This window comes from Streptomyces mesophilus (genome assembly GCF_040300965.1).
Classification (GTDB): domain Bacteria; phylum Actinomycetota; class Actinomycetes; order Streptomycetales; family Streptomycetaceae; genus Streptomyces; species Streptomyces mesophilus_A.
The window spans coordinates 82,375-102,677 of the sequence record NZ_JBEPEW010000007.1 but is presented as its reverse complement, the minus strand read 5'-3'; the positions used below and the strand labels follow the sequence as shown (position 1 = coordinate 102,677).

General features: G+C 68.5%; 16 protein-coding genes. 7 read left to right on the top strand and 9 right to left on the bottom strand.

Annotated features, from left to right (window positions below; translation table 11 throughout):
* On the bottom strand, window positions 1–2,222 hold a 2,222-nt coding region (locus ABT367_RS04805), incomplete at its 3' end, for a glycine betaine ABC transporter substrate-binding protein (protein WP_352249606.1).
* A complete protein-coding gene (locus ABT367_RS04800; protein WP_352249604.1) occupies window positions 2,215–3,324 on the bottom strand; it encodes a quaternary amine ABC transporter ATP-binding protein in 1,110 nt (369 codons plus the stop codon). The genes ABT367_RS04805 and ABT367_RS04800, both read right to left, overlap by 8 nt.
* Before the next feature lie 340 nt (window positions 3,325–3,664).
* Here ABT367_RS04800 and ABT367_RS04795 point away from each other — a divergent pair, with 340 nt between their 5' ends.
* The 4 genes from ABT367_RS04795 (at window position 3,665) to ABT367_RS04780 (ending at window position 8,225) form a co-directional block, all read left to right on the top strand.
* Window positions 3,665–4,606: a 5'-3' exonuclease gene (locus ABT367_RS04795; RefSeq protein WP_352249639.1), complete on the top strand. Its 942-nt coding sequence runs from the start codon at window positions 3,665–3,667 to the stop codon at window positions 4,604–4,606.
* A 106-nt stretch (window positions 4,607–4,712) separates the two neighbouring features.
* The gene (locus tag ABT367_RS04790; RefSeq protein WP_352249602.1) at window positions 4,713–5,564 is read left to right on the top strand and encodes a siderophore-interacting protein; all 852 of its coding nucleotides are present in this window, start codon (window positions 4,713–4,715) and stop codon (window positions 5,562–5,564) included.
* Between the two features lie 260 nt (window positions 5,565–5,824).
* Complete coding sequence (locus ABT367_RS04785; RefSeq protein ID WP_434975400.1) at window positions 5,825–7,315, top strand: NCS1 family nucleobase:cation symporter-1; 1,491 nt, start codon at window positions 5,825–5,827, stop codon at window positions 7,313–7,315.
* Between the two features lie 187 nt (window positions 7,316–7,502).
* Window positions 7,503–8,225, top strand: coding sequence for an aspartate/glutamate racemase family protein (locus ABT367_RS04780; RefSeq protein ID WP_352249598.1), 723 nt, complete (start codon window positions 7,503–7,505; stop codon window positions 8,223–8,225).
* Window positions 8,226–8,310: 85 nt separating this feature from the next.
* On the opposite strand, the gene ABT367_RS04775 is transcribed toward ABT367_RS04780, so the two are convergent.
* The 3 genes from ABT367_RS04775 to ABT367_RS04765 all read right to left on the bottom strand — a co-directional run bounded on the left by ABT367_RS04775 (window position 8,311) and on the right by ABT367_RS04765 (window position 11,048).
* Complete coding sequence (locus ABT367_RS04775) at window positions 8,311–9,087, bottom strand: ABC transporter permease (RefSeq protein WP_352249637.1); 777 nt, start codon at window positions 9,085–9,087, stop codon at window positions 8,311–8,313.
* Between the two features lie 5 nt (window positions 9,088–9,092).
* Window positions 9,093–10,139 carry an ATP-binding cassette domain-containing protein gene (locus ABT367_RS04770; RefSeq protein ID WP_352249596.1) on the bottom strand — a complete coding sequence of 349 codons (1,047 nt, stop codon included), beginning with the start codon at window positions 10,137–10,139 and terminating at the stop codon, window positions 9,093–9,095.
* A gap of 249 nt (window positions 10,140–10,388) precedes the next feature.
* Window positions 10,389–11,048 (bottom strand): PadR family transcriptional regulator, encoded by a 660-nt coding sequence (locus ABT367_RS04765; protein WP_352249594.1) that lies wholly within the window; start codon window positions 11,046–11,048, stop codon window positions 10,389–10,391.
* A 140-nt stretch (window positions 11,049–11,188) separates the two neighbouring features.
* On the opposite strand from ABT367_RS04765, the gene ABT367_RS04760 reads away from it, so the two are divergent.
* The 3 genes from ABT367_RS04760 to ABT367_RS04750 all read left to right on the top strand — a co-directional run bounded on the left by ABT367_RS04760 (window position 11,189) and on the right by ABT367_RS04750 (window position 13,896).
* The gene (locus ABT367_RS04760; protein WP_352249592.1) at window positions 11,189–12,145 is read left to right on the top strand and encodes an ADP-ribosylglycohydrolase family protein; all 957 of its coding nucleotides are present in this window, start codon (window positions 11,189–11,191) and stop codon (window positions 12,143–12,145) included.
* Window positions 12,142–13,119 carry a pseudouridine synthase gene (locus ABT367_RS04755; RefSeq protein ID WP_352249590.1) on the top strand — a complete coding sequence of 326 codons (978 nt, stop codon included), beginning with the start codon at window positions 12,142–12,144 and terminating at the stop codon, window positions 13,117–13,119. The genes ABT367_RS04760 and ABT367_RS04755 overlap by 4 nt, the downstream gene beginning before the upstream one ends.
* A gap of 228 nt (window positions 13,120–13,347) precedes the next feature.
* Complete coding sequence (locus ABT367_RS04750; RefSeq protein WP_352249588.1) at window positions 13,348–13,896, top strand: DUF1062 domain-containing protein; 549 nt, start codon at window positions 13,348–13,350, stop codon at window positions 13,894–13,896.
* Window positions 13,897–13,948: 52 nt separating this feature from the next.
* Here ABT367_RS04750 and ABT367_RS04745 read toward each other — a convergent pair whose 3' ends face one another.
* The 4 genes from ABT367_RS04745 to tatC form a co-directional block, all read right to left on the bottom strand.
* A complete protein-coding gene (locus ABT367_RS04745; RefSeq protein WP_352249586.1) occupies window positions 13,949–15,322 on the bottom strand; it encodes a cytochrome P450 in 1,374 nt (457 codons plus the stop codon).
* Between the two features lie 231 nt (window positions 15,323–15,553).
* Window positions 15,554–18,358 carry a DEAD/DEAH box helicase gene (locus ABT367_RS04740; protein WP_352249584.1) on the bottom strand — a complete coding sequence of 935 codons (2,805 nt, stop codon included), beginning with the start codon at window positions 18,356–18,358 and terminating at the stop codon, window positions 15,554–15,556.
* A gap of 101 nt (window positions 18,359–18,459) precedes the next feature.
* The gene (locus ABT367_RS04735; RefSeq protein ID WP_352249582.1) at window positions 18,460–19,368 is read right to left on the bottom strand and encodes a diacylglycerol kinase; all 909 of its coding nucleotides are present in this window, start codon (window positions 19,366–19,368) and stop codon (window positions 18,460–18,462) included.
* An 18-nt stretch (window positions 19,369–19,386) separates the two neighbouring features.
* On the bottom strand, window positions 19,387–20,280 hold the full coding sequence (gene tatC / locus ABT367_RS04730) for a twin-arginine translocase subunit TatC (RefSeq protein ID WP_352249580.1): 894 nt from the start codon (window positions 20,278–20,280) through the stop codon (window positions 19,387–19,389).
* Window positions 20,281–20,303: the final 23 nt, after the last annotated feature.

Below are 20,303 nucleotides of genomic sequence, written 5' to 3'. Positions count from 1 at the left end.
TTCTCGTTCAAGGTCTTCATCATCCCGGCACTGGCCTCAATGCCGATGATCTTGCCCTTGAACTTCTTGCCCTGACCCTTCAGGTCCTCCAGCGAATCGATGCCCTTCACATACGAAGGCACCGTCAGCTCGAGCGACGTCGGGCCGTACCAGGACCCGATGTCGGTGAGCTTGTCCTTGTAGCGGTCGACGTAGTCCTTGTGTGTCGTCGGCAGCCACGCATCGAACTGGACGTCCATCTGCCCCTGCGCGAGCGAGGTGTAGAGCGGGCCCGGGTCGAGCTGCTTGTTCGTGGTCTTGTAGCCACGGTCCTCCAGGATGTTCTCCCAGAGGTAGGTGGACGCGATGGCCTCGTCCCACGGGAAGTAGCCCATGTTGACCGTCTTGCCGGCGTCCCTGCCCTGCGCCTTGGCACCGCCGCCCGGCACGGGGGCGAGCTTGTCGGCAAGGCCCGGGTTCTTCTTGAGCCAGGTCTTGACGGCCTGCTGCTCGTTGTTCTCGCCGGCGTCCTTGATCTCGTTCTCCAGGCTGGTGAGCTGATCCTCGTCCAGCTTGAAGTCCTTCAGCCACTTGGCGACCGTCGGGTCCTTCTTCGAGAAGCCCTTGTGGGCGACGGTGTGGATCTGCTCGCCCTCGCCCCAGGCCTTCTTCGGGTCCTCGAGCTTCTTCAGGTCGTTCTTGCCGTACGCCCAGTGCGGCGACCACAGGGTCACCACGACCGGCTCCTTCTTCTGAATGGAGCGGTTCAGCTCGGCCAGCATCGAAGACGTGGACGAGGAAACGACCTCGTACTCGCCCTCCAGGCCGTACTCCTTCAGAACCTTCTCGTTCAAGGTCTTCATCATCCCGGCACTGGCCTCAATGCCGATGATCTTGCCCTTGAACTTCTTGCCCTGACCCTTCAGGTCCTCCAGCGAATCAATGCCCTTCACATACGAAGGCACCGTCAGCTCGAGCGACGTCGGGCCGTACCAGGAGCCGAGGTCCTCGAGGTTCTCGGCGTTCTTGTCCCAGTAGTCCTTGTGCGTGGTGGGGAGCCATGCGTCGGTCTGGAAGTCGATGTCGCCGCGCGCGACACCGGAGTAGAGCGGGCCCGGGTCGAGCTGCTTGATGTCCGTCTCGTAACCGCGCTGCTCCAGGAGCTCCTTCCACAGGTAGGTGGAGGCGATGCCCTCGTCCCAGGGGATGTAGCCCAGGTTGATCTTCTTGCCCTTGCCGACGTCGGCGGCGGCGGTCTGCGCACCGGAGTCGTCCTTGGAACCGGCGAAGTTCATGCCGCCGGCGACAAGCGCGAGCACGACCACGCCGATCGTGGCGATGGCGGTACCGGGCTTGTAGTGCACGAACTTGAGGCGGCCCGCGGCGGCCGCGGCCTTGGCGGCGGCGCGGCGGCCGAGCGGCGAGACGCGCTGGTTGAGGGCGCCGGTCATGCGGTCCAGGTACATGGCCAGGATGACCACGGCGACACCGGACTCGGCGGCGAGGCCGACCTGGAGCTGGGTGATCGCGGCGTACACCTTCTCGCCGAGACCGCCCGCACCCGCCATACCGCCGATGACGACCATCGACAGGGCGAGCATGATGACCTGGTTGATACCGGCCATGATCGTCGGGAGCGCGAGCGGCAGCTGCACCCGGGTGAGGGTGTGCTTGGGGCTGGTGCCGAAGGCCTCGGCGGCCTCGACCAGTTCGCCGTCGACCTGGCGGATGCCCAGCTCGGTCATCCGGACGCCGGGCGGCATCGCGAAGACGATGGTGGCGATGACACCGGGGGTGACACCGACGCCGAAGAACATCACGCCGGGGATCAGGTACACGAACGCCGGCATGGTCTGCATGACGTCGAGCACTGGGCGTATCGCACCGCTGACCCGCTTGCTCTTCGCGGCCCAGACACCGAGCGGCACGGCGAGCACCACGGTGATCACCGCGGCGACGATCACCAGGGACAGCGTCGCCATGGCGTCGTCCCACAGACCGAGCGAGTCGATCAGGGCGAAGCCCACGAACGCCAGGACACCGGGGAGCAGTCCGCGCAGCCAGCAGGCGATCACGGCGAAGATGCCGGCGACCAGGAGCGGTTCGCCGCCGCCCAGCACCGAGTTGACGCCGTCGTACATGCCCTCGAGCACGCTGTTGACGAAGTCGAACAGCCAGCCGAGATGGGTCTGCAGCCAGGCGACCGCGTCCTCGACCCAGGAGCCGAATTCGAGCCTAGGCATCGGTCGCCACCGCCTTCACGGTCTCGCGCGGGGCAGGCACGGTGTCCTGCACCGCCCCGGCCAGGGCGACGGGCTCGATCTGCGCCTCGTCCGCGAGCGCGGAGAGCACCTTCTCGCGCGCCACGACGCCGACGAGGTCACCCTCGTCGTCGGTGACCTGAATCTCGGTGGTGCCTTCGGCGAGCGTCGCAAAGAGCTCCGCGACCGGGGTCTCGACGCTGCAGGAGCTCTCGTCGTCGCCGAACTCGGCGCCCGCGGCGACCTTCTCCATGATCGAACCCGCGGTGAGCACCCGGCTGCGGTCGACGTCCTCGACGAACCGGCGCACATAGTCGTTGGCCGGACGGACCAGGATGTCCTCACCCGTGCCGGTCTGGACGATGCGTCCGTCGCGCATGACCGCGATCTGGTCGCCCAGGCGCATGGCCTCGTTGAGGTCGTGGGTAATGAAGACGATGGTCTTCTTCAGGGTCTTCTGCAGTTCGAGCAGCTGGTCCTGCATATCGCGGCGGATCAGCGGGTCGAGGGCGCTGAACGACTCGTCCATGAGCAGCAGGTCCGCATTGGTCGCGAGCGCGCGGGCCAGGCCCACACGCTGTTGCATACCGCCGGAGAGCTCGTCGGGCCAGGACTTCTCCCAGCCCTTGAGACCGCACAGTTCCAGCGCCTCGGTGGCGCGCTTCAGGCGCTCCTCCTTGGCGACGCCCTGCACTTCGAGCCCGTACGCGGCGTTCTCGAGGACGCTGCGGTGGGGGAAGAGCGCGAAGTGCTGGAAGACCATGCTGATCTTCTTCGAGCGCACCTCGCGCAGCTTCTTCGGGTTCAGGTGGGTGATGTCGTCACCGTCGAACAGCACGCGTCCGGCGGTGGGCTCCAGCAACCCGTTGAGCATGCGAAGGAGCGTGGACTTCCCGGAGCCGGACAGCCCCATCACGACGAAGATCTGCCCCGGCTCCACGGTGAACGAGGCGTCGATCACCGCTGCCGTGGTGCCTTCGGCACGCAGTTCGTCGCGGTCCGCGCCTGCTTCGAGCCGGCGCACCGCGTCATCGGGCCTTCTGCCGAACACCTTGTACAGGTGCTCCGCCTGGAGCCTGGACATAAAACCTCATCTGTCGTACGTAACTACGGCCCGCCTCCCCCGCCGGCGGGCCGTGGAGCTGCACGGGGTCCGCCCGCTGCCCGGCCCGGAAATGGTTGTATCCGGCACGGGTCCGCTCCGCGTGCGCGCCTGCCCGGGCTTTTCTCAGGGCAAACGGAAAGTGATCCGCTTCACAATTTCTTTAGGTCGAGGGTTTTAGGCCGCGAGCCTCCCGCGCGTCCTCGGGGTGCATGCACGGACGGGGTGCATGCACGGACGGGGTGCATGCACGGACCCGGTCGGGAGAGGCACCCTCGAACCCGGTCGTCCGCAAGGCCCGCTGTCGGTGGGGTGCGGCATGATGCGAGGTGTGACGCAAACCCGACGGCTCATGCTTCTCGACACCGCCTCTCTCTACTTCCGCGCCTACTTCGGTGTCCCGGAGTCGATGAAGGCCCCCGACGGCACACCGGTCAATGCGGTGCGCGGGTTGATCGACTTCATCGACCGCCTGGTCAAGGACCACCGGCCCGACGAGCTGGTCGCCTGCTGGGACGATGACTGGCGCCCGCAGTGGCGGGTCGATCTGATCCCCTCGTACAAGGCGCATCGCGTCGCCGAGGAGATGGAGACCGGCCCCGACGCGGAGGAGATCCCCGACACGCTCTCGCCGCAGGTCCCGGTGATCATCGACGTCCTGGAGGCGCTGGGCATCGCCCGGATCGGTGCGCCCGGCTATGAGGCGGACGACGTCATCGGCACGCTCACCGCCCGCGCCACGGGACCGGTCGACATCGTCACGGGCGACCGCGACCTCTACCAGCTGGTCGACGACAAGCGCGGCATCCGCGTCCTGTATCCGATCAAGGGCGTCGGCAATCTGCAGCTCACCGACGAGGCCTGGCTGCGCGAGAAGTACGCCCTCGAAGGCGGCGGGCCCGGCTATGTCGACTTCGCGGTACTGCGCGGCGACCCGAGCGACGGCCTGCCGGGCGTACCCGGCGTCGGCGAGAAGACCGCGGCCAAACTGCTCGCGGAATACGGCGACTTGGCCGGCATCATGGCCGCGGTCGACGATCCGAAGTCCAAGCTCACGCCGTCGCAGCGTACGAAGCTCGACGCGTCGCGGCCGTACGTCAAGGTCGCACCGAAGGTCGTACGGGTGGCCACGGACGTGCCGGTACCGGACATCGATCTGGCCCTTCCGAGCGAGCCGCGCGACCCGGCTTCGCTGGACGATCTCGCCGAGCGCTGGGGCATCGGCACTCCGCTCAAGCGCCTGGTCACGACGCTGGCAGGCTGAGGCACGGTTGATGGAGGGGTGCCGCATCACGCGACGCCCCCTCCACTCCTTTCCTGACGGGTGTTAACTTAGGCAGACCTAAGTTTGCCGATCAGGGGAGGCTGTCGTGGCGGAACGCCCGGCGCGCAAGGCACCGCAGACCCATCTCGCGGAAGTGGTCCGCAGCGAGCAGCTCACCCCGCATATGCAGCGTGTGGTGCTGGGCGGCGAAGGGCTCGCCCGTTTCGCGGCCGACGAGTACACCGACCACTACATCAAGCTCCTGTTCACGCCCGACGGCGTGGACTACCCCGAGCCCTTCGACATCCAGGCGATCCGTGCCGAGCTGCCGCGCGAACAGTGGCCGGTGACGCGGACGTACACGGTGCGCGCCTGGGATCCCGAACTGCGCGAACTCACCGTCGACTTCGTGATCCACGGCGACGAGGGCCTGGCCGGACCGTGGGCCCGTGACGCCCGCCCCGGTGACACGATCCGCTTCCTGGGCCCGGGCGGCGCGTACGCGCCGTCGCCGACCGCCGACTGGCACCTGCTCGCGGGCGACGAGAGCGCCCTGCCGGCGATCGCCGCATCGCTCGAGCAACTCCCCGAGGGCGCCCGCGTGTTCGCGTACGTCGAGGTCGAGGACGCCACGGAGGAGCAGAAGGTCTCCTCCCCCGACGGCACCCACATCACGTATCTGCACCGCGAGGGCCGCCGGGTCGGCGAAGCACTCGTCGAGGCCGTACGCGCCCTCGACTTCCCCGAAGGTGAAATCCACGCGTTCGTCCACGGCGAGGCCGGCTTCGTCAAGGAACTCAGGCGCCATCTGCGTATGGACCGAGGGGTGGCGCGCGAGCAGCTGTCGATCTCCGGCTACTGGCGTCTGGGCCACACCGAGGACGGCTGGCAGGCGTCCAAGCGCGAGTGGAACGCCCAGGTGGAAGCGGAACAGGAAGCAGCCGCACCCGCTTCCTGAACACCGCAACACGACCACAGCACCCCATCGGCACTCGCCGGTGGGGTGCTTTTGTGTGCGTTGCGCACGGAGGCTTCGCGCGCTGCGCATGGAGGCTTGGCGCGCTGCGCACGGGGGCTTGTTTGGGATACCAAAAGTCGGCAAGACCTCTTGACCAGCGCGCCTGCGCGCCCGTAGCGTCCCGGTCACCCCTCCTTGGAAAACAGATTTCGTATACCGAAATCAAGAAAGGTGCCGGTGTGACCACAGCGCAGACCTCGGTGCGTACGGACGAGGCGCCACTCGCCGGCGCGGGTTCCGCGCCGGCGGACCCCAGCCCCCGGCTCTACAGTCCCGACCTCGCCCCGACGCAGAAGGCGGGCCGCAGCTGGGGCGGCTACAACGTCTTCACCCTGTGGGCCAACGACGTGCACAGCCTGGGCAACTACGCTTTCGCGATCGGCCTGTTCGCCCTCGGCATGGGCGTATGGGACATCCTCGGCGCCTTCGTCCTGGCCTCCGTCTTCCTCTTCGTCCTGCTGAGCCTGTCCGGCTACATGGGCGCGAAGACGGGTGTTCCGTTCCCGGTGATGAGCCGTATCGCCTTCGGTGTACGGGGCGCCCAGGTCCCCGCCGTGATCCGCGGCGGCGTCGCGATCGCCTGGTTCGGCATCCAGACCTATCTCGCCTCCGCGGTGCTCTCCGCCCTCGCGGTCGCCATCGCCCCCGGCCTCGCGTCCTGGCAGGACACGTCCGTCCTCGGGCTCGACCTGCTCGGCTGGGCCTCGTTCCTGGTGCTCTGGCTCATCCAGGTGCTGATCGTCAGCTACGGCATGGACGTGATCCGCAAGTACGTCGCGGTGGCGGCCCCCGCCGTCCTGATCACCTTCGTGGCCCTGGCCGTATGGATGCTCGCGCGGGTGGACTGGTCGATCGCGATGGACGCGGGCAGCCCCTTCACCGGCGTCGACCGCTGGCTGCACATCCTCGAGGCGGCCGCGCTGTGGGTGGTCATCTACGGCACGTTCGTCCTGAACTTCTGCGACTTCACCCGGTCCGCGAAGAGCAACCGTTCGATCCTGCTCGGCAATCTGGTCGGCATCCCGCTGAACATGCTGTTCTTCGCCGGCATCGTGGTCGTCCTCAGCGGCGCGCAGTTCAAGCTCGACGGCAAGGTGGTCACCAACCCCGCCGATATCGTGCAGCAGATCCCCTCCACCTGGCTGCTCGCCCTCGCCTCGCTCTCGCTGATCGTGCTGACCGTGGCCGTGAACCTGATGGCCAACTTCGTGGCGCCCGTCTACACGTTGGTCAACCTGTTCCCGCGCAAGCTGGACTTCCGTAAGGCCGCGATCGTCAGCGCCGTACTAGGGCTCGTGATCCTGCCGTGGAACCTGTACAACAGCCCGGTCGTCGTCGACTACTTCCTCGGCGGCCTCGGCGCCCTGCTCGGGCCGGCCTTCGGCATCGTGATGGCCGACTACTGGGTGCTGCGCAGGACGCGCGTCCATGTTCCGCACCTGTACAGCGAGGACCCCGCCGCCACGTACGCCTACCGCCGTGGCGTGAACCCTCGGGCCCTGGCCGCGCTGGTGCCCTCCGCGGCGGTCGCCGTCGTCATCGCCCTGGTGCCGTACTTCTCGGGCATCGCCGGCTTCTCCTGGTTCATCGGCGCCATCCTCGCCGGGCTGCTCTACCTCGTCCTCCCGGGGCGTGGCGCGACGCCGGTCGAGGACGTCGACGGCGAGGCGATCGCCGTACCGAGCGCGTAGCCGACCGGCCCACGCTCCGCCGAACCACCGCCCCACTGCCACACCGGAGCACCGCGTCACCGCCCGGCCGAATCACCGCTTCACCACCCGGCCGAATCACCGCGTCACCGCCTCACGGCGGCACGCGAACGCCGCCCCGCCGAACCGCCGCCCCGCCGAACCACCGAACGAAACAGGAACACCCCCTATGCGCATCCTCGTCGTCAACGTCAACACCACCGATTCGATGACGAAGACCATCGGTGAACAGGCGAGGGCCGCCGCCTCCCCCGGCACCGAAATCGTGCCGCTCACCCCGGCGTTTGGCGCCGAATCGGTCGAGGGCAACTACGAGAGCCATCTCGCGGCGATCGCCGTGATGGAGACCGTACGGTCCTACCCCGAGCCTTTCGACGCGGTGATCCAGGCCGGCTACGGCGAACACGGCCGCGAAGGTCTGCAGGAACTGCTCGCTGTGCCGGTCGTCGACATCACCGAAGCGGCCGCCGCCACCGCGCAGTTCCTCGGCCGCAACTACTCGGTGATCACCACCCTCGACCGTGCCGTCCCGCTCATCGAGGACCGTCTGCTCCTGGCCGGGCTGGCCGCCCGCTGCGCCTCCGTGCGGGCGAGCGGACTGCCCGTACTGGAACTCGAGCGTGACCCAGCGGCCGCGGTCGAGGCGATCGCGGAGGAGGCGGTCCGCGCGGTCGAGGAGGACCGGGCGGAGGTCATCTGCCTGGGCTGCGGCGGGATGTCGGGCCTGAGCGAACGCGTGGTGGAGCGCACCGGAGTGCCGGTGGTGGACGGCGTGGCCGCCGCGGTGACGATCGCGGAATCGCTGGTCCGTCTCGGCCTGACCACGTCGAAGGTCCGCACGTACGCGCCGCCGCGCCCCAAGCAGTTCCGTGCGTGGCCCATGCCGGTCTGATCGGCGTTGAGCACCACCAGTCCGCGGAGGCGCCCGACGAGTTCGAACCCCGTCGGGCGCCTTCGCTTGTCCGTGTCGCCTCGCGTCAGACCGACTTCTGATACGAGCGGAAGGTCCGCGTCGACAGCCACACCGCCACGACCGTCAGCACGAGCAGACCGCCGCCGCGGCTGAGCACAAGGCCCCAGTCGGGGCTGCCCGCCATGGCCGAACGGCCCGCGACCATCGCCCAGTTGACCGGGTTCCAGTCCGCGATGGCCTGCATCCAGCCGGGCATCTGGGCGGGGGCCATGAACGCGGTGGACAGGAAGGTCAGCGGCAACATCAGGAAGGTGTTGACGCCGATGATCGACTCACGCTGGCGGACCAGCATGCCCATCGCGTTGGACAGGGCGCCGAATATCGCGCCGAGCAGCACGGAGGCGAGGATCAGGACCAGAAGTCCGGTGATCCCGCCCGGGTAGTCCGCGCCGCCCAGCTTGCCGAACAGCACGATGATCACGGACTGCAGCGCGGTACTGACGCCGTTCTGCACGACATTGGCGTTCATCAGCGCGCCACGGCTGACGGGTGTGGTCAGGAATCGGTTGAGCGTGCCGCGCTCGATCTCCTCGAGCGTGCCCATGCCCGCCCACATCGAGGAGCTGAGCGCGCTCATCACCACGATGCCGGGCACCAGGTAGTCGAGATAGGTCGTGGTGCCGAAGCCGCCGAGTTCGACGACCTTCTTGAAGAGGTTGCCGAACAGGAAGAGCCAGATCGCGGGCTGCACCAGCATCATCACGAGGTACGCGGGCTGCCGGACGATCGCCTTCAACTGGCGCTGGGTCATGAACCAGTTCTGCGCCAGCGTCTCGGTCATGGTGTTCATCGGGCACCTCCGGCGGTTGCGAGCTCGGCGTGCGGTGCGTCGTGGGAGGCCTCGGCCTCCGAGAACCGGCGGCCGGCGTAGCGGAGATAGACGTCGTCGAGCGAGGGGCGGGCGACGGTGGCCGCGGCGACCGCGGCTCCGGCCCGCTCCAGCGCGGCGAGCAACGCCGGCACGGCGGACGCGCCGTCCTCGGCCCGGACGCTGATCCGGCGCCCGTCGATCAGGACCTCGTACACGCCGGGCAGCCCGGCGAGTGCGGCCTCGAGCAGTCGGGAGTCCTGCGCGTGACCGCGCAGCTCCAAGTGCACGGCGTCACCGCGCAGTTCGCCCTTGAGCGCATCGGGTGCGCCCTCGACCACGACCTTGCCGCGGTCGACGATCGCTATGCGCTCGGCGAGACGGTCCGCCTCTTCGAGGTAGTGCGTGGTGAGCAGGATCGTGAGGCCCTCGTCGCCCGCGAGCCGGGCGATCTCGTCCCACATCGCGGTACGCGCCTCGGGGTCGAGACCGGTGGTGGGCTCGTCGAGGAAGAGCACCTCGGGTCGGTGCACCAGACCGAGTGCCACATCGAGCCGGCGCTGCATGCCGCCGGAGTAGCCCTTGACCTGGCGCTTGCCGGCCTCGGCCAGATCGAAGCGCTCGAGGAGCTCGTCCACGCGCCGGTTGAGCTCCGCGCCGCGCAACCCGTAGAGGCGCCCCTGCAGCTGCAGGTTCTCGCGGCCGGTCGCCATCGGATCGGCGCCCGACTTCTGGGAGACGACGCCGATGGCGCGACGCACCCGGTCGGGGTGACGCAGCGCGTCATGCCCGGCGACGACGGCGGTGCCGCTGTCGGGGCGGGCCAGCGTGGTGAGGATCTTCACCGTGGTGGACTTGCCGGCGCCGTTCGGGCCGAGCAGCCCGAACACGGTGCCCGCCTCGACGGTCAGGGACATCCCGCTCAGCGCGGTCACATCCCCCGGATAGGTCTTGGTCAGCTCGTACGCCTGCACCGCGGGCGCTGTGGTCCGCGAAGGCAGGGCGGAGCCCTGTGATGACTGCATGACGGGATCTCTCCATGTCAGGGAGCCGATCCACGACAAGAACGCCGGGCTATCCTGGGTGTGCCGCACCTCGATCGCCTGGCCGCCTCACCGCGGTCGGTCCGGGGTTCGCGACCCTGGCGGAAGCTGCTGCAACAGCACCGCCGGGGTCTTTCTTTTCTCTTTTCCGTACGGATCGAATTTCGGTACGGGCAGGATTTCGCTACGGGTCGGATTTCGCTACGGGCCGGATTTCGGAACGTACCGGCGTCAGGCTGCCGAGTCGTCGCCGTCCACGCCCTCCTCCAAGTCGAGGAACTCCTCGGGGATCTCCCCGGTCTCGTGCCAGGAACGCCAGCCGGCCACCCCTTCGAGCGAGCCGTCCTCGACCTCGGCCACAAAGCCGCGCAGCCACGCGAGCTGGGCCTCGATCAGATGCAACTGGTACTCGACCTCGACCAGGAAGACGCGCGGCAGCGACTCATAGAGCTTCTGCAGCGCCCCTCGGCCCTGCGCCGCCTTGACGTCCAAGGTCGCGATCCGGTCCTTGAGCAGCCGGACGACCTCGTCGGGAGGGATGACTCCCATATTGGCCAGGGCGGTTTCGAAGGTCGGATACTCATCGGCCGGCACGGCGAGCAGATCCGACAGCCATTCGACCATCTCGATCCGCCCGGCCTCGGTGATGCCGTACAGGGTGCGCTCGGGACGGTTCCCCTCCCGTTGCACCCCGGCGACCTCCACGAAGCCGTGCTTCTCCAGGTTCTGCACCACGGTGTAGAGCGAGCCGTAATTGATCTTCGTGCTGGCATCCTTCCCGCGCCGCCGCAAGGTCTGCGCGATCTCGTACGGATGCATCGGCCGCTCGACGAGCTGCACCAGCACCGTGAGAGCCAGCGGATTGCTCAGCTTCCGCCGCTTGCCCGCCATCACTCCCACCTGCCTTCCCGGTCTCCGACCCTTGCTCGTACTCGAATATCCGTGGACGAATATATCGCCACTATCGCGATCCGACAAGACGCGACCTATCGCGTATCCCATGGCTCGCGACAGCCCCTACGCTTGCGGCCATGCAGCGCACAGAACGCGAGGTGGGAGCCGTGGTCGGCGCCGCCGTCGGTGACGCCCTGGGGGCCCCGTTCGAGTTCGGCTCCCCCGGCGACTTCGGCCGACGGTTCCCGGACGGGACAGGCGAGATGTGCGGAGGCGGTGGCTGGGACCCCGGCGAGGCCACGGACGATACGCAGATGGCCGTGCTCGTCGGCGAGTCACTCCTCGACTGCGGCGGGCTTCAACTCCCCGATGTCTTCGCCCGGTTCCAGCGCTGGGCCGCGGGCGAGCCCAAGGACATCGGCCTCCAGACGGAGGATGTGCTCACCAGCGGCGAACCCTGGGACATGGCCGCCGCACTGCACTTCCAGCTCAACCTCCGCGCCGCGGGCAACGGTTCGCTGATGCGGGCCAGCACCTCCGCCGTCCACTTCGCCCCGTCCGGACGCGCCGCCACGATGGACGCCGCTCGCCGGATCGCCGCACTCACCCATGGCGACCGCGCCGCCTGGGAGGGCACCGCCGTCCTGCACGAGCTGGTGCGGGTTGCGCTCGACGGCCAGGACGCGCTCAGCGCGGTCCCCGCGACCCTGGCCCAGGTGCACCCGGACCACCGCGCACGCTGGTCCGTCGTCCTCTCCGACGGCTGGCACCCCGAGGACGCCACCGAGTTCAACGGCGCGGTCTGGCCCTGCCTCGGCTCGGCCCTCTGGGCGCTGCGCACCACCTCCACGTTCGACCGGGCGCTGGCCGCCGCCATCGACCTCGGCGGCGACACGGACACGGTGGCAGCGGTCACCGGCATGCTCGCGGGCGCGGTGTACGGAGCCGCCTCGATCCCCGCACACTGGACCGGCCCTCTGCACGTCCCGCTTCCGGGATACGGCGACCGGACGCTGCGCGCCGCGGACCTCGCCGCACTCGCCCGCCACCTGGGAGCGGGCGCCTCACCGCCTCGTACGCTGGACACACCATGACCCGCAAGTCGCGCTCCCTGCGCTCACCCCTCCCCCAGCGCGACGGCGTGGATGCCGTACGACTGAAGCTGCCGGCCGACGGGGCCTGGGCCACCGTGCGCGATCACCTCGTCGAACGGCTCGCCCCGGGGCCCGAGGTCATCGACGGGATGCTGGCCGCCGGCGAGTTCGTCACCGCCGACGGACCGCTCGCACCCGATGCCCCCTATGCGGGAGGGCAGTTGATCTGGTTCCATCGCGAGCTGGCTCCTGAGCATCCGGTCCCCTTTCCGATCGATGTCCTGTACCAGGACGAGCATCTGGTCATCGCCGACAAACCGCACTTCCTCGCCACCACACCCCGCGGCTCCCACATCACACAGACCGCCCTCGCCCGGCTGCGGACAGAGCTGGGGCTGCCCCAACTCAGCGCCGCCCACCGCCTCGACCGGCTCACGGCCGGGGTCGTGATGTTCATCGTGCGTCCTGAGGAGCGCGGCAGCTATCAGACCCTGTTCAGCGACAAGGCGGTCCGCAAGGAGTACGAGGCGGTGGCCCCGTACCAGCCGGATCTGGCCCTGCCCCGCACGGTGACCAGCCGGATCGAGAAGGTACGAGGCGTGATCGCCGCGAGCGAGGTAACCGGCGAGCCCAACGCGGAGAGCCATATCGAACTGCTCGGCCACCGCACGGTCGCGGGGCACGCCCCTACCCGCCTCGGCCACTACCGGCTGCGGCCCCGCACGGGCCGCACCCACCAGCTGCGCGTCCATATGAACGCGCTCGGACTGCCCCTGCTCGGCGACCCTGTCTATCCCGTTGTGCTCGACCAGCCCGCACCCGAAGATTTCTCCCGCCCGCTCCAACTCCTCGCCACCTCCCTCGAGTTCACTGACCCGGTGACCGGCCGAGATCACCACTTCACCACCCGGCGCACCCTTCAGGCCTGGGATGCGTACGAAGCGTGGCTCGGCAATCCCGGCACCCCCGACTGACGCCCGCCACCCCGAACCGAGGCTGCCCCTTTCCCCTCAGGCACCCGAAAAACCGGTGGATCATCGCCACCGCGTCCCACTAACGTGCTGCCCGACCTGGTCGTCTGGGGCAAGGACGTGCCGTTGTACACCGTGTGAGACCTCCCGAGCGCTGATTCGTCGCGCGCCGCACTCCGTGCGCCGCGCTGCTTCCTGCTGCGGACTTCTCACTGAAACCGGTGTACCCCTGTGCTCAATCACTGGGTTGTCATGCCCACTTGCCTCCCCCACGTTCTGCGCCGCTGCCATTCCTGCGCATCCGACCGCTTCCGGCCCAGCGGCAAATTCCGCGTCAATGCCCACCACAAGCTCATCGACGCCTGGCTTCTCGTGCTCTGCACCTCGTGCGGGGACACGGCCAAGCTCCCCCTCCTCGAGCGGACGCAAGTGCGCTCCGTGCAGCCGGAGTTGCTCGCCCGGCTGCACGACAACGACCTGGGCCTGGTCGCCGAACTGCTCCAGAATCCGGCCGTGCAGCACCGCAATCGCATAGCCCTCGACTGGTCGGGCGCCTGGCGTCTGGACACCAACGGATCGGATCACCTGGACCGTGACGTCATCGACATCACGGTCCGCTTCACCGCGCGCATCCCGGTCCGGCCCACACGACTGATCGCCACGGGCTGCAACCTGTCGCGCGCGGAAGTCGAGAGACGGATCACGGAGGGGAAGCTCGTCTCGGCAGTCCGCCTGACCGGCAAAGTCGCGGAGGACTTCACCTTCACGCTCAAGCGCTGACCTCCATCGAGTCCCGGGTCTGTCCGGCGGAATGCATCGGACGGACCCGGGCTCAGCCGGTCCTCCCCCTCACCATCGCAGTGACCTCCCGGTCCGGCTGCAGCGTGAGCGACGGCACCGGACGTATCTCCTCCTGGTCCACCAGGAGTTCGAAGCGCCGGGCGATCACTGCCAGGATCAGCACCGCCTCCACCATGGCGAAACGCGCCCCGAGGCAGACACGCGGCCCACCACCGAACGGGAACCAGGCATACTCGGGTATCTCCTCACCTTCCACCCCCGCCCACCGCTCGGGGCGGAACGCGTCAGCATCCTTGTACCAGCGCGCATCGCGATGCGTCGCCCACTGGCTGCTCCACACCCGGGTGCCCTTGGGGATCGGCCGCCCGCCGATCGACGCGCCCTCCTTCGCCAGACCGGTGAGCAGCCAGATCGTCGGGTACAGCCGCAAGGTCTCCTTCACCACTGCCTGGGCGTACGGAAGGTCCGCGTAGTCCTCGAAGCCCGGGTCGCGGTCGCCGAGTACACGGTCCAGTTCCTCACCCAGCGCCGCCCGCGCCCCGGGGTTGCGGGAGAGCAGGTGCCAGGCCCACACGAGGGTCGAGCTGGTGGTCTCATGGCCACCGATGTACAGCGTGACCGCCTCGTCGCGGATCTCGACGTCCGTGAGCCGCGCGCCCGTCTCGTCCTGGGCTGTGAGCAGCTGGCTCAGGAGATCCGGCCGCTCGTCGGGGGCGTCCCGGTGCGCCGCGACGATCCGGGCGACCTCCGCGTCGATCACGGCCGCGGCCTTCTTGATGCGCGCCCGCCCGGGCGTCGGTACCCAGTCAGGCAACACCGCACCGAGCCCGCTGAACTCCGCCCCGATCTCCTTGAGGGCCACCTCCATGGCCTCGCCGATCGCCTCGGAGTCGGACTCGGTGTCCACACCGAAGATCGTGGACACGGCGATCCTGCGGGTCAGGGTCGCCATCTCCCGCTTGATGTCGATCCGCCGCCCGTCCGACCAGGACTCGGCCACCTCGATCGCACAGGAAGCCATCGTCTGCGCATAGGACTTGACCTGCTTCGGCCGCACCGAGGGCTGCACCAGCGATCGCTTGCGCCGCCAGTCCCCGCCCTTGGCGACCGTCACGCCGTTGCCCATCACCGTACGGAAGGCGATTCCCAGGTCGGGCTGATCGAAAGTCCCCTCGATCTCCCGCATCAACTCCCCTATGTGGTCCGGCTCGGTGAGGAACACACATGAGGTGCGGCCGAACCGCCAGCCGACCATCTCGCCCCGCTCCCGCAGCAGCTCGAAGAACGCGAGGGGGTCCTTGCCGAACTGCGGCAGATTGCCGAGCAGGGGCACTCCGCGCGGACCTGGCACCAGCTCGGGGCCCTGCGGCCGTGCGTCGACGCCCGCAGCAGACTCCGTGGTCATGGTCGAACTCCCCTCCCTGGTGGCGCAGTTCGTTCACGGCGCCGCATGTGACGCCATGAAATCGGAGCCTCGAACACACCGCCACCCCTGTGGATAACCGTTCGAGATCATGACGCCCCACTCGTACGACAAACACCCCCACCCGCCGCCACCGCCTGTGGAAAAAGCCGGTGCGCCGCCCCCGACAGGGAACGGCGCACCGGCCTCACAGCGAACACCTCGACCAAGCACTCAGCCCACGGACGAGTACGCAACCACCCCGCGCAGCAACGCATCCACGGCCTTGCGCGCGTTCTTCGCCACGGTGCTGTCCTCCTTGGGCGCGGCCGCCGCGATCTGCCCGAGCACGTCGATGACCTGCTTGCACCAGCGCACGAAGTCACCGGCGGGCATCTCCGCCTCACGCAGCACCTCGTCCAGACCCTTGTCCGAGGCCCACATGTAAGCGGCCCACGCGAATCCCAGATCGGGCTCGCGCTGCCCGACGCCCTCCGTCTGGCTGATCCCGAAGTCCTCCTCGAGCGCGTCGAGGCGGCCCCAGATCCGCACCATGTCGCCGAGCGCCGCCTTGGCCTTGCCCGAGGGCAGCTTGGGCGCCATGGCGTCATCGCTCTGACGCGCCTCGTACACCAACGCCGAGACACAGGCGGCCAGTTCGGCCGGTGTCAGGCCTTCCCAGACCCGCTCGCGCAGGCACTCCGAAGCCAGCAGATCGAGCTCGCCGTAAAGCCGCGCGAGCCGCTTTCCGTGCTCCGTGACCTCGTCGCCGCGCAGATAGTCCAGCTCGGTGAGGAGGGCGACGATCCGGTCGAAGGTGCGGGCGATCGTGTTCGTCCGCCCCTCGATGCGCCGCTCCAGCTGCTTGGTGTCGCGAAGGAGCCGGTGGTAGCGCTCGGCCCAGCGGGCATGGTCCTCCCGCTCGTCGCAGCCGTGACACGGGTGCGCCCGCAGCTCCGCCCGCAGCCGTGCGATCTGGCGGTCGTCGGCCGCCTCCGCACGTCCGCGCCGGTGCCGCTCGGGCCGGATGTGCCCGGCCTTCGTACGCAGGGCGGAGGCGAGATCGCGACGGGACTGCGGCGAGCGCGGGTTGAACGACTTGGGGATCCGCATCCGGTCGAGCGCCTCGACCGGCACCGGGAAGTCCATCGACGCGAGCCGCTTGACCTGCCGTTCCGCGGTGAGGACCAACGGACGCGGACCGTCGTGGGCTTCGAAGCCGCGATGCCCGTTGGATCGTCCCGCGGGCAGCCCCGGGTCCAGCACCAGCGCGAGCCCCGCGTACTTCCCGGTCGGCACATGGATCACATCGCCCGGCTTGAGCTTCTCCAGGGCCACGGCCGCCTCGGCACGGCGCTGCACCGCGCCCTGCTTGGCCAGCTCGGTCTCGCGGTCCTTGAGCTCGCGCCGCAGCCGCGCGTACTCCTCGAAGTCCCCGAGGTGGCAGGTCATCGACTCCTTGTACCCGTCGAGCCCCTCCTCGTTGCGCTGCACCTGGCGCGAGATCCCGACGACCGACTTGTCCGCCTGGAACTGCGCGAACGAGGTCTCGAGCAGCTCACGCGAGCGATGCCGCCCGAACTGCTGGGTCAGATTGACCGCCATGTTGTACGAGGGCTTGAAGCTGGAGCGCAGCGGATACGTACGCGTACCGGCCAGGCCCGCCAGCGCCTCCGGGTTCATGCCGCGCTGCCACAGCACCACCGCATGGCCCTCGATGTCGATGCCACGCCGCCCCGCACGGCCCGTGAGCTGCGTGTACTCACCGGGTGTGATGTCGGCGTGCTGCTCACCGTTCCACTTGACGAGCTTCTCCAACACCACGGAGCGCGCTGGCATGTTGATGCCCAGCGCCAGCGTCTCGGTGGCGAAGACAGCCTTGACCAGGCCCCGTACGAACAGCTCCTCGACGACCTCCTTGAAGGTCGGCAGCATGCCCGCGTGATGCGCCGCGATGCCCCGCTCCAGGGCTTCGAGCCACTCGAAGTACCCCAGGACGTGCAGGTCTTCGTTCGGAATCGCCGCCGTGCGCTCCTCGACGATCTCGCGCACCCTGAGCCGCGCGTCCTCGTCGTTCAGCCTCAACCCCGCGTACAGACATTGCTGTACGGCTGCCTCGCAGGCGGCCCGGCTGAAGATGAAGGTGATCGCGGGCAGCAGGCCCTCGCTGTCGAGCCGGTCGATGACCTCGGGCCGCGACGGCGTCCAGATCCGCGAGCGCTGCCGGCGCTCCCGCTCCCGGTCGGCCTCGCGTCCGCGCCGCCGGCCGGGGCCATGCGGCGTCCTGCTGGCCTCGAGCCGCGCCATGCGTACGAGATCGGGGTTGACCTCGCGCTTCTTGGCAGCCGACTCCTCCTCGAAGAGGTCGTACATCCGCCGCCCGGCGAGCACATGCTGGAACAGCGGCACGGGCCGGTGCTCGGACACGATCACGTCGGTGTCCCCGCGCACCGTGTCGAGCCAGTCACCGAACTCCTCCGCGTTCGACACCGTGGCCGAAAGCGAGACGAGCGTGACCGACTCGGGAAGGTGAATGATCACCTCTTCCCATACGGCGCCACGGAAGCGGTCGGAGAGGTAGTGCACCTCGTCCATCACCACATAGCCGAGGCCGAGCAGCGACTGCGAGCCGGCATACAGCATGTTCCTCAGCACCTCGGTGGTCATCACGACCACGGGCGCCTCGGAGTTGACGCTGTTGTCACCCGTCAGGAGGCCGACCTTGTCCGCGCCATAGCGCTTCACCAGGTCCGCGTACTTCTGGTTGGACAGCGCCTTGATCGGCGTCGTGTAGAAGCACTTCTTGCCCTGTCCGAGGGCGAGATGCACGGCGAACTCGCCGACGATCGTCTTGCCGGAGCCGGTCGGGGCGGCGACAAGGACGCCCTTGCCCGCTTCCAGCGACTGGCAGGCCTCGATCTGGAAGGGGTCGAGACCGAATTCGTACATCTCGCGGAAGGACGCGAGTGCGGTGGCCTGCTCGGCAGCGCGCACCCGTGCTGCCGCATATCGCTCGGCCGGTGAGAGGTCCTCTGTCATCTTGCTTCGAGCCTACCCGCAGGCACTGACAGCGTCGCGATCTTTGTTGACCCGACAACGAGGCTTTACCCGGCGACGAGGCTTCACCCGGCCAGGAGGCCCTACTCGGCTACGAGGCTCTGTTCGGCCAGGACGCGAACAGCGCCCGGCACGCACTCGGCAGTCAGTGGCAACGGACCCAGTGGCTCCCCGTCGGCATATCCCGTGATGCCGGCCGCCTCGACCGTGATCTTCGCGGCGCGGTGCACGGTCACCTTGGGGTGGTCGACATGCGTCCCCTTGTAGACCCGCGGGAACACCTTGAGCAGCGTCGCCCGCGAGCAGTCCCCCACGACGGTCACGTCGAAAAGCCCGTCGTCGACCGCGGCCGAGGGACAGATCCGCATGCCACCGCCGTACGAGGATCCGTTCCCGACTGCGATCAGCGTCGCGTCGACTTCGTGGACGGGCCCGTCGTCCAGCCGGATCCGGAAGGGGAACGGCTTGAACGCGGCCAGCTCCGCGATCATCGCCAGGTCGTACTTGAAGCGGCCGCTGGGCCAACGCATCCGGTTTCCGCGGTCGTTGACCCGCGAGTCGAAGCCGCAGGCGAGGACGGTGCCGAAGAGGCGGTCGCCGATACGGCCCAGGTCGACGGCGCGCGTCGTGGCGCCCTTGAGCGCCCGGGCCGCGAGCCGGCCGGAGGCTTCCGGGTCGCGTATGGGCAGGTCCAGGGCGCGGGCGAAGTCGTTGCCGGTGCCGACCGCGACGATCCCGAGCGGAGTGTCCGTCCCGGCGACGGCCTGGAGCGCGAGGTTGATCATCCCGTCCCCGCCGACGGCGACCAACGCGCCCGTCCCCTGGCCGACGGCTTCCCGCGCCCGTCTCAGGGCGTCGTCGGCGTCCTCGCCGACGATCGTACGGACAGAGAATCCGGCGTCCCGGAACGCGCGAGCGGCCGGCTGCGCCGCGTGGGCGCCCCGGCCGCGTCCCGCGGTGGGATTGACGAAGAGGGTGATCTCGCTGGTCACGGCCCGGACCCTACAAGGTCAGGTGACGTCGTCGTAACCGTTCATCCGCCGCTCACCGTCACCGGAGGCCTGCTCGGGGAGGGCCTTGGAGGCGGAGACGGTTTCGATTTCGCCGATGTCCTCGGGGGTGAGGTCCAGGTCGGAGGCTTCGTCGTCATCGAGGCCCGCGTCGGGGTTCTTGCGATCCCGCCGCCTGTCGTTGAGCAAGGAGAAGCCGACGGCCATGAAGTAGAGGATCACGATCGGACCGGACAGAGCGATCATGCCGACCGGGTCGGTGGTCGGCGTGGCGACCGCACCGAACACGAAGACGCCCATGATGACGCCGCGCCACCAGTGCGCCATCCGCTTTCCGGTGACCACACCGGTCATGTTGAGCATGATCAGCAGAAGGGGCAGCTCGAACGCGAGGCCGAAGATCAGCAGCATGCGCGTCGTGAAGTCCAGCACGTCGTCCAGCGTGAGCAGGTTCGACGCACCGTCCGGCGTGAAGCCGAGCAGCACTTCCATGCTGACCGGCAGGATGACGTACGCGAGGTAGGCGCCACCGACGAAGAGCGGCACGGCGGCCGCCACGAATGCGTACGTGTACTTCTTCTCGTGCTGGTGCAGGCCCGGCGCGACGAACGCCCACAGTTGATAGAGCCACACCGGGCTGGACCCGATGATGCCGGCCATCAAGCTGACCTTGATCGTCACGGAGAAGGGCGACAACAGGGTGTTGAAGGAGACGACCGCGCACTCGCCTCCCGTCGACTCACCAAGTCCGACGTCACAGGCCGGCACCGGCTTCACAAGGAAATCCATCAGTTCCTTGCTGAAGAACGCGGCCACGATCGTGACGACGACAATGGCGATGACGCCCTTGGTCAGGCGACTGCGCAGCTCACGCAGGTGCTCCACGAGGGGCATACGCCCCTCGGGATCCCTCTCCT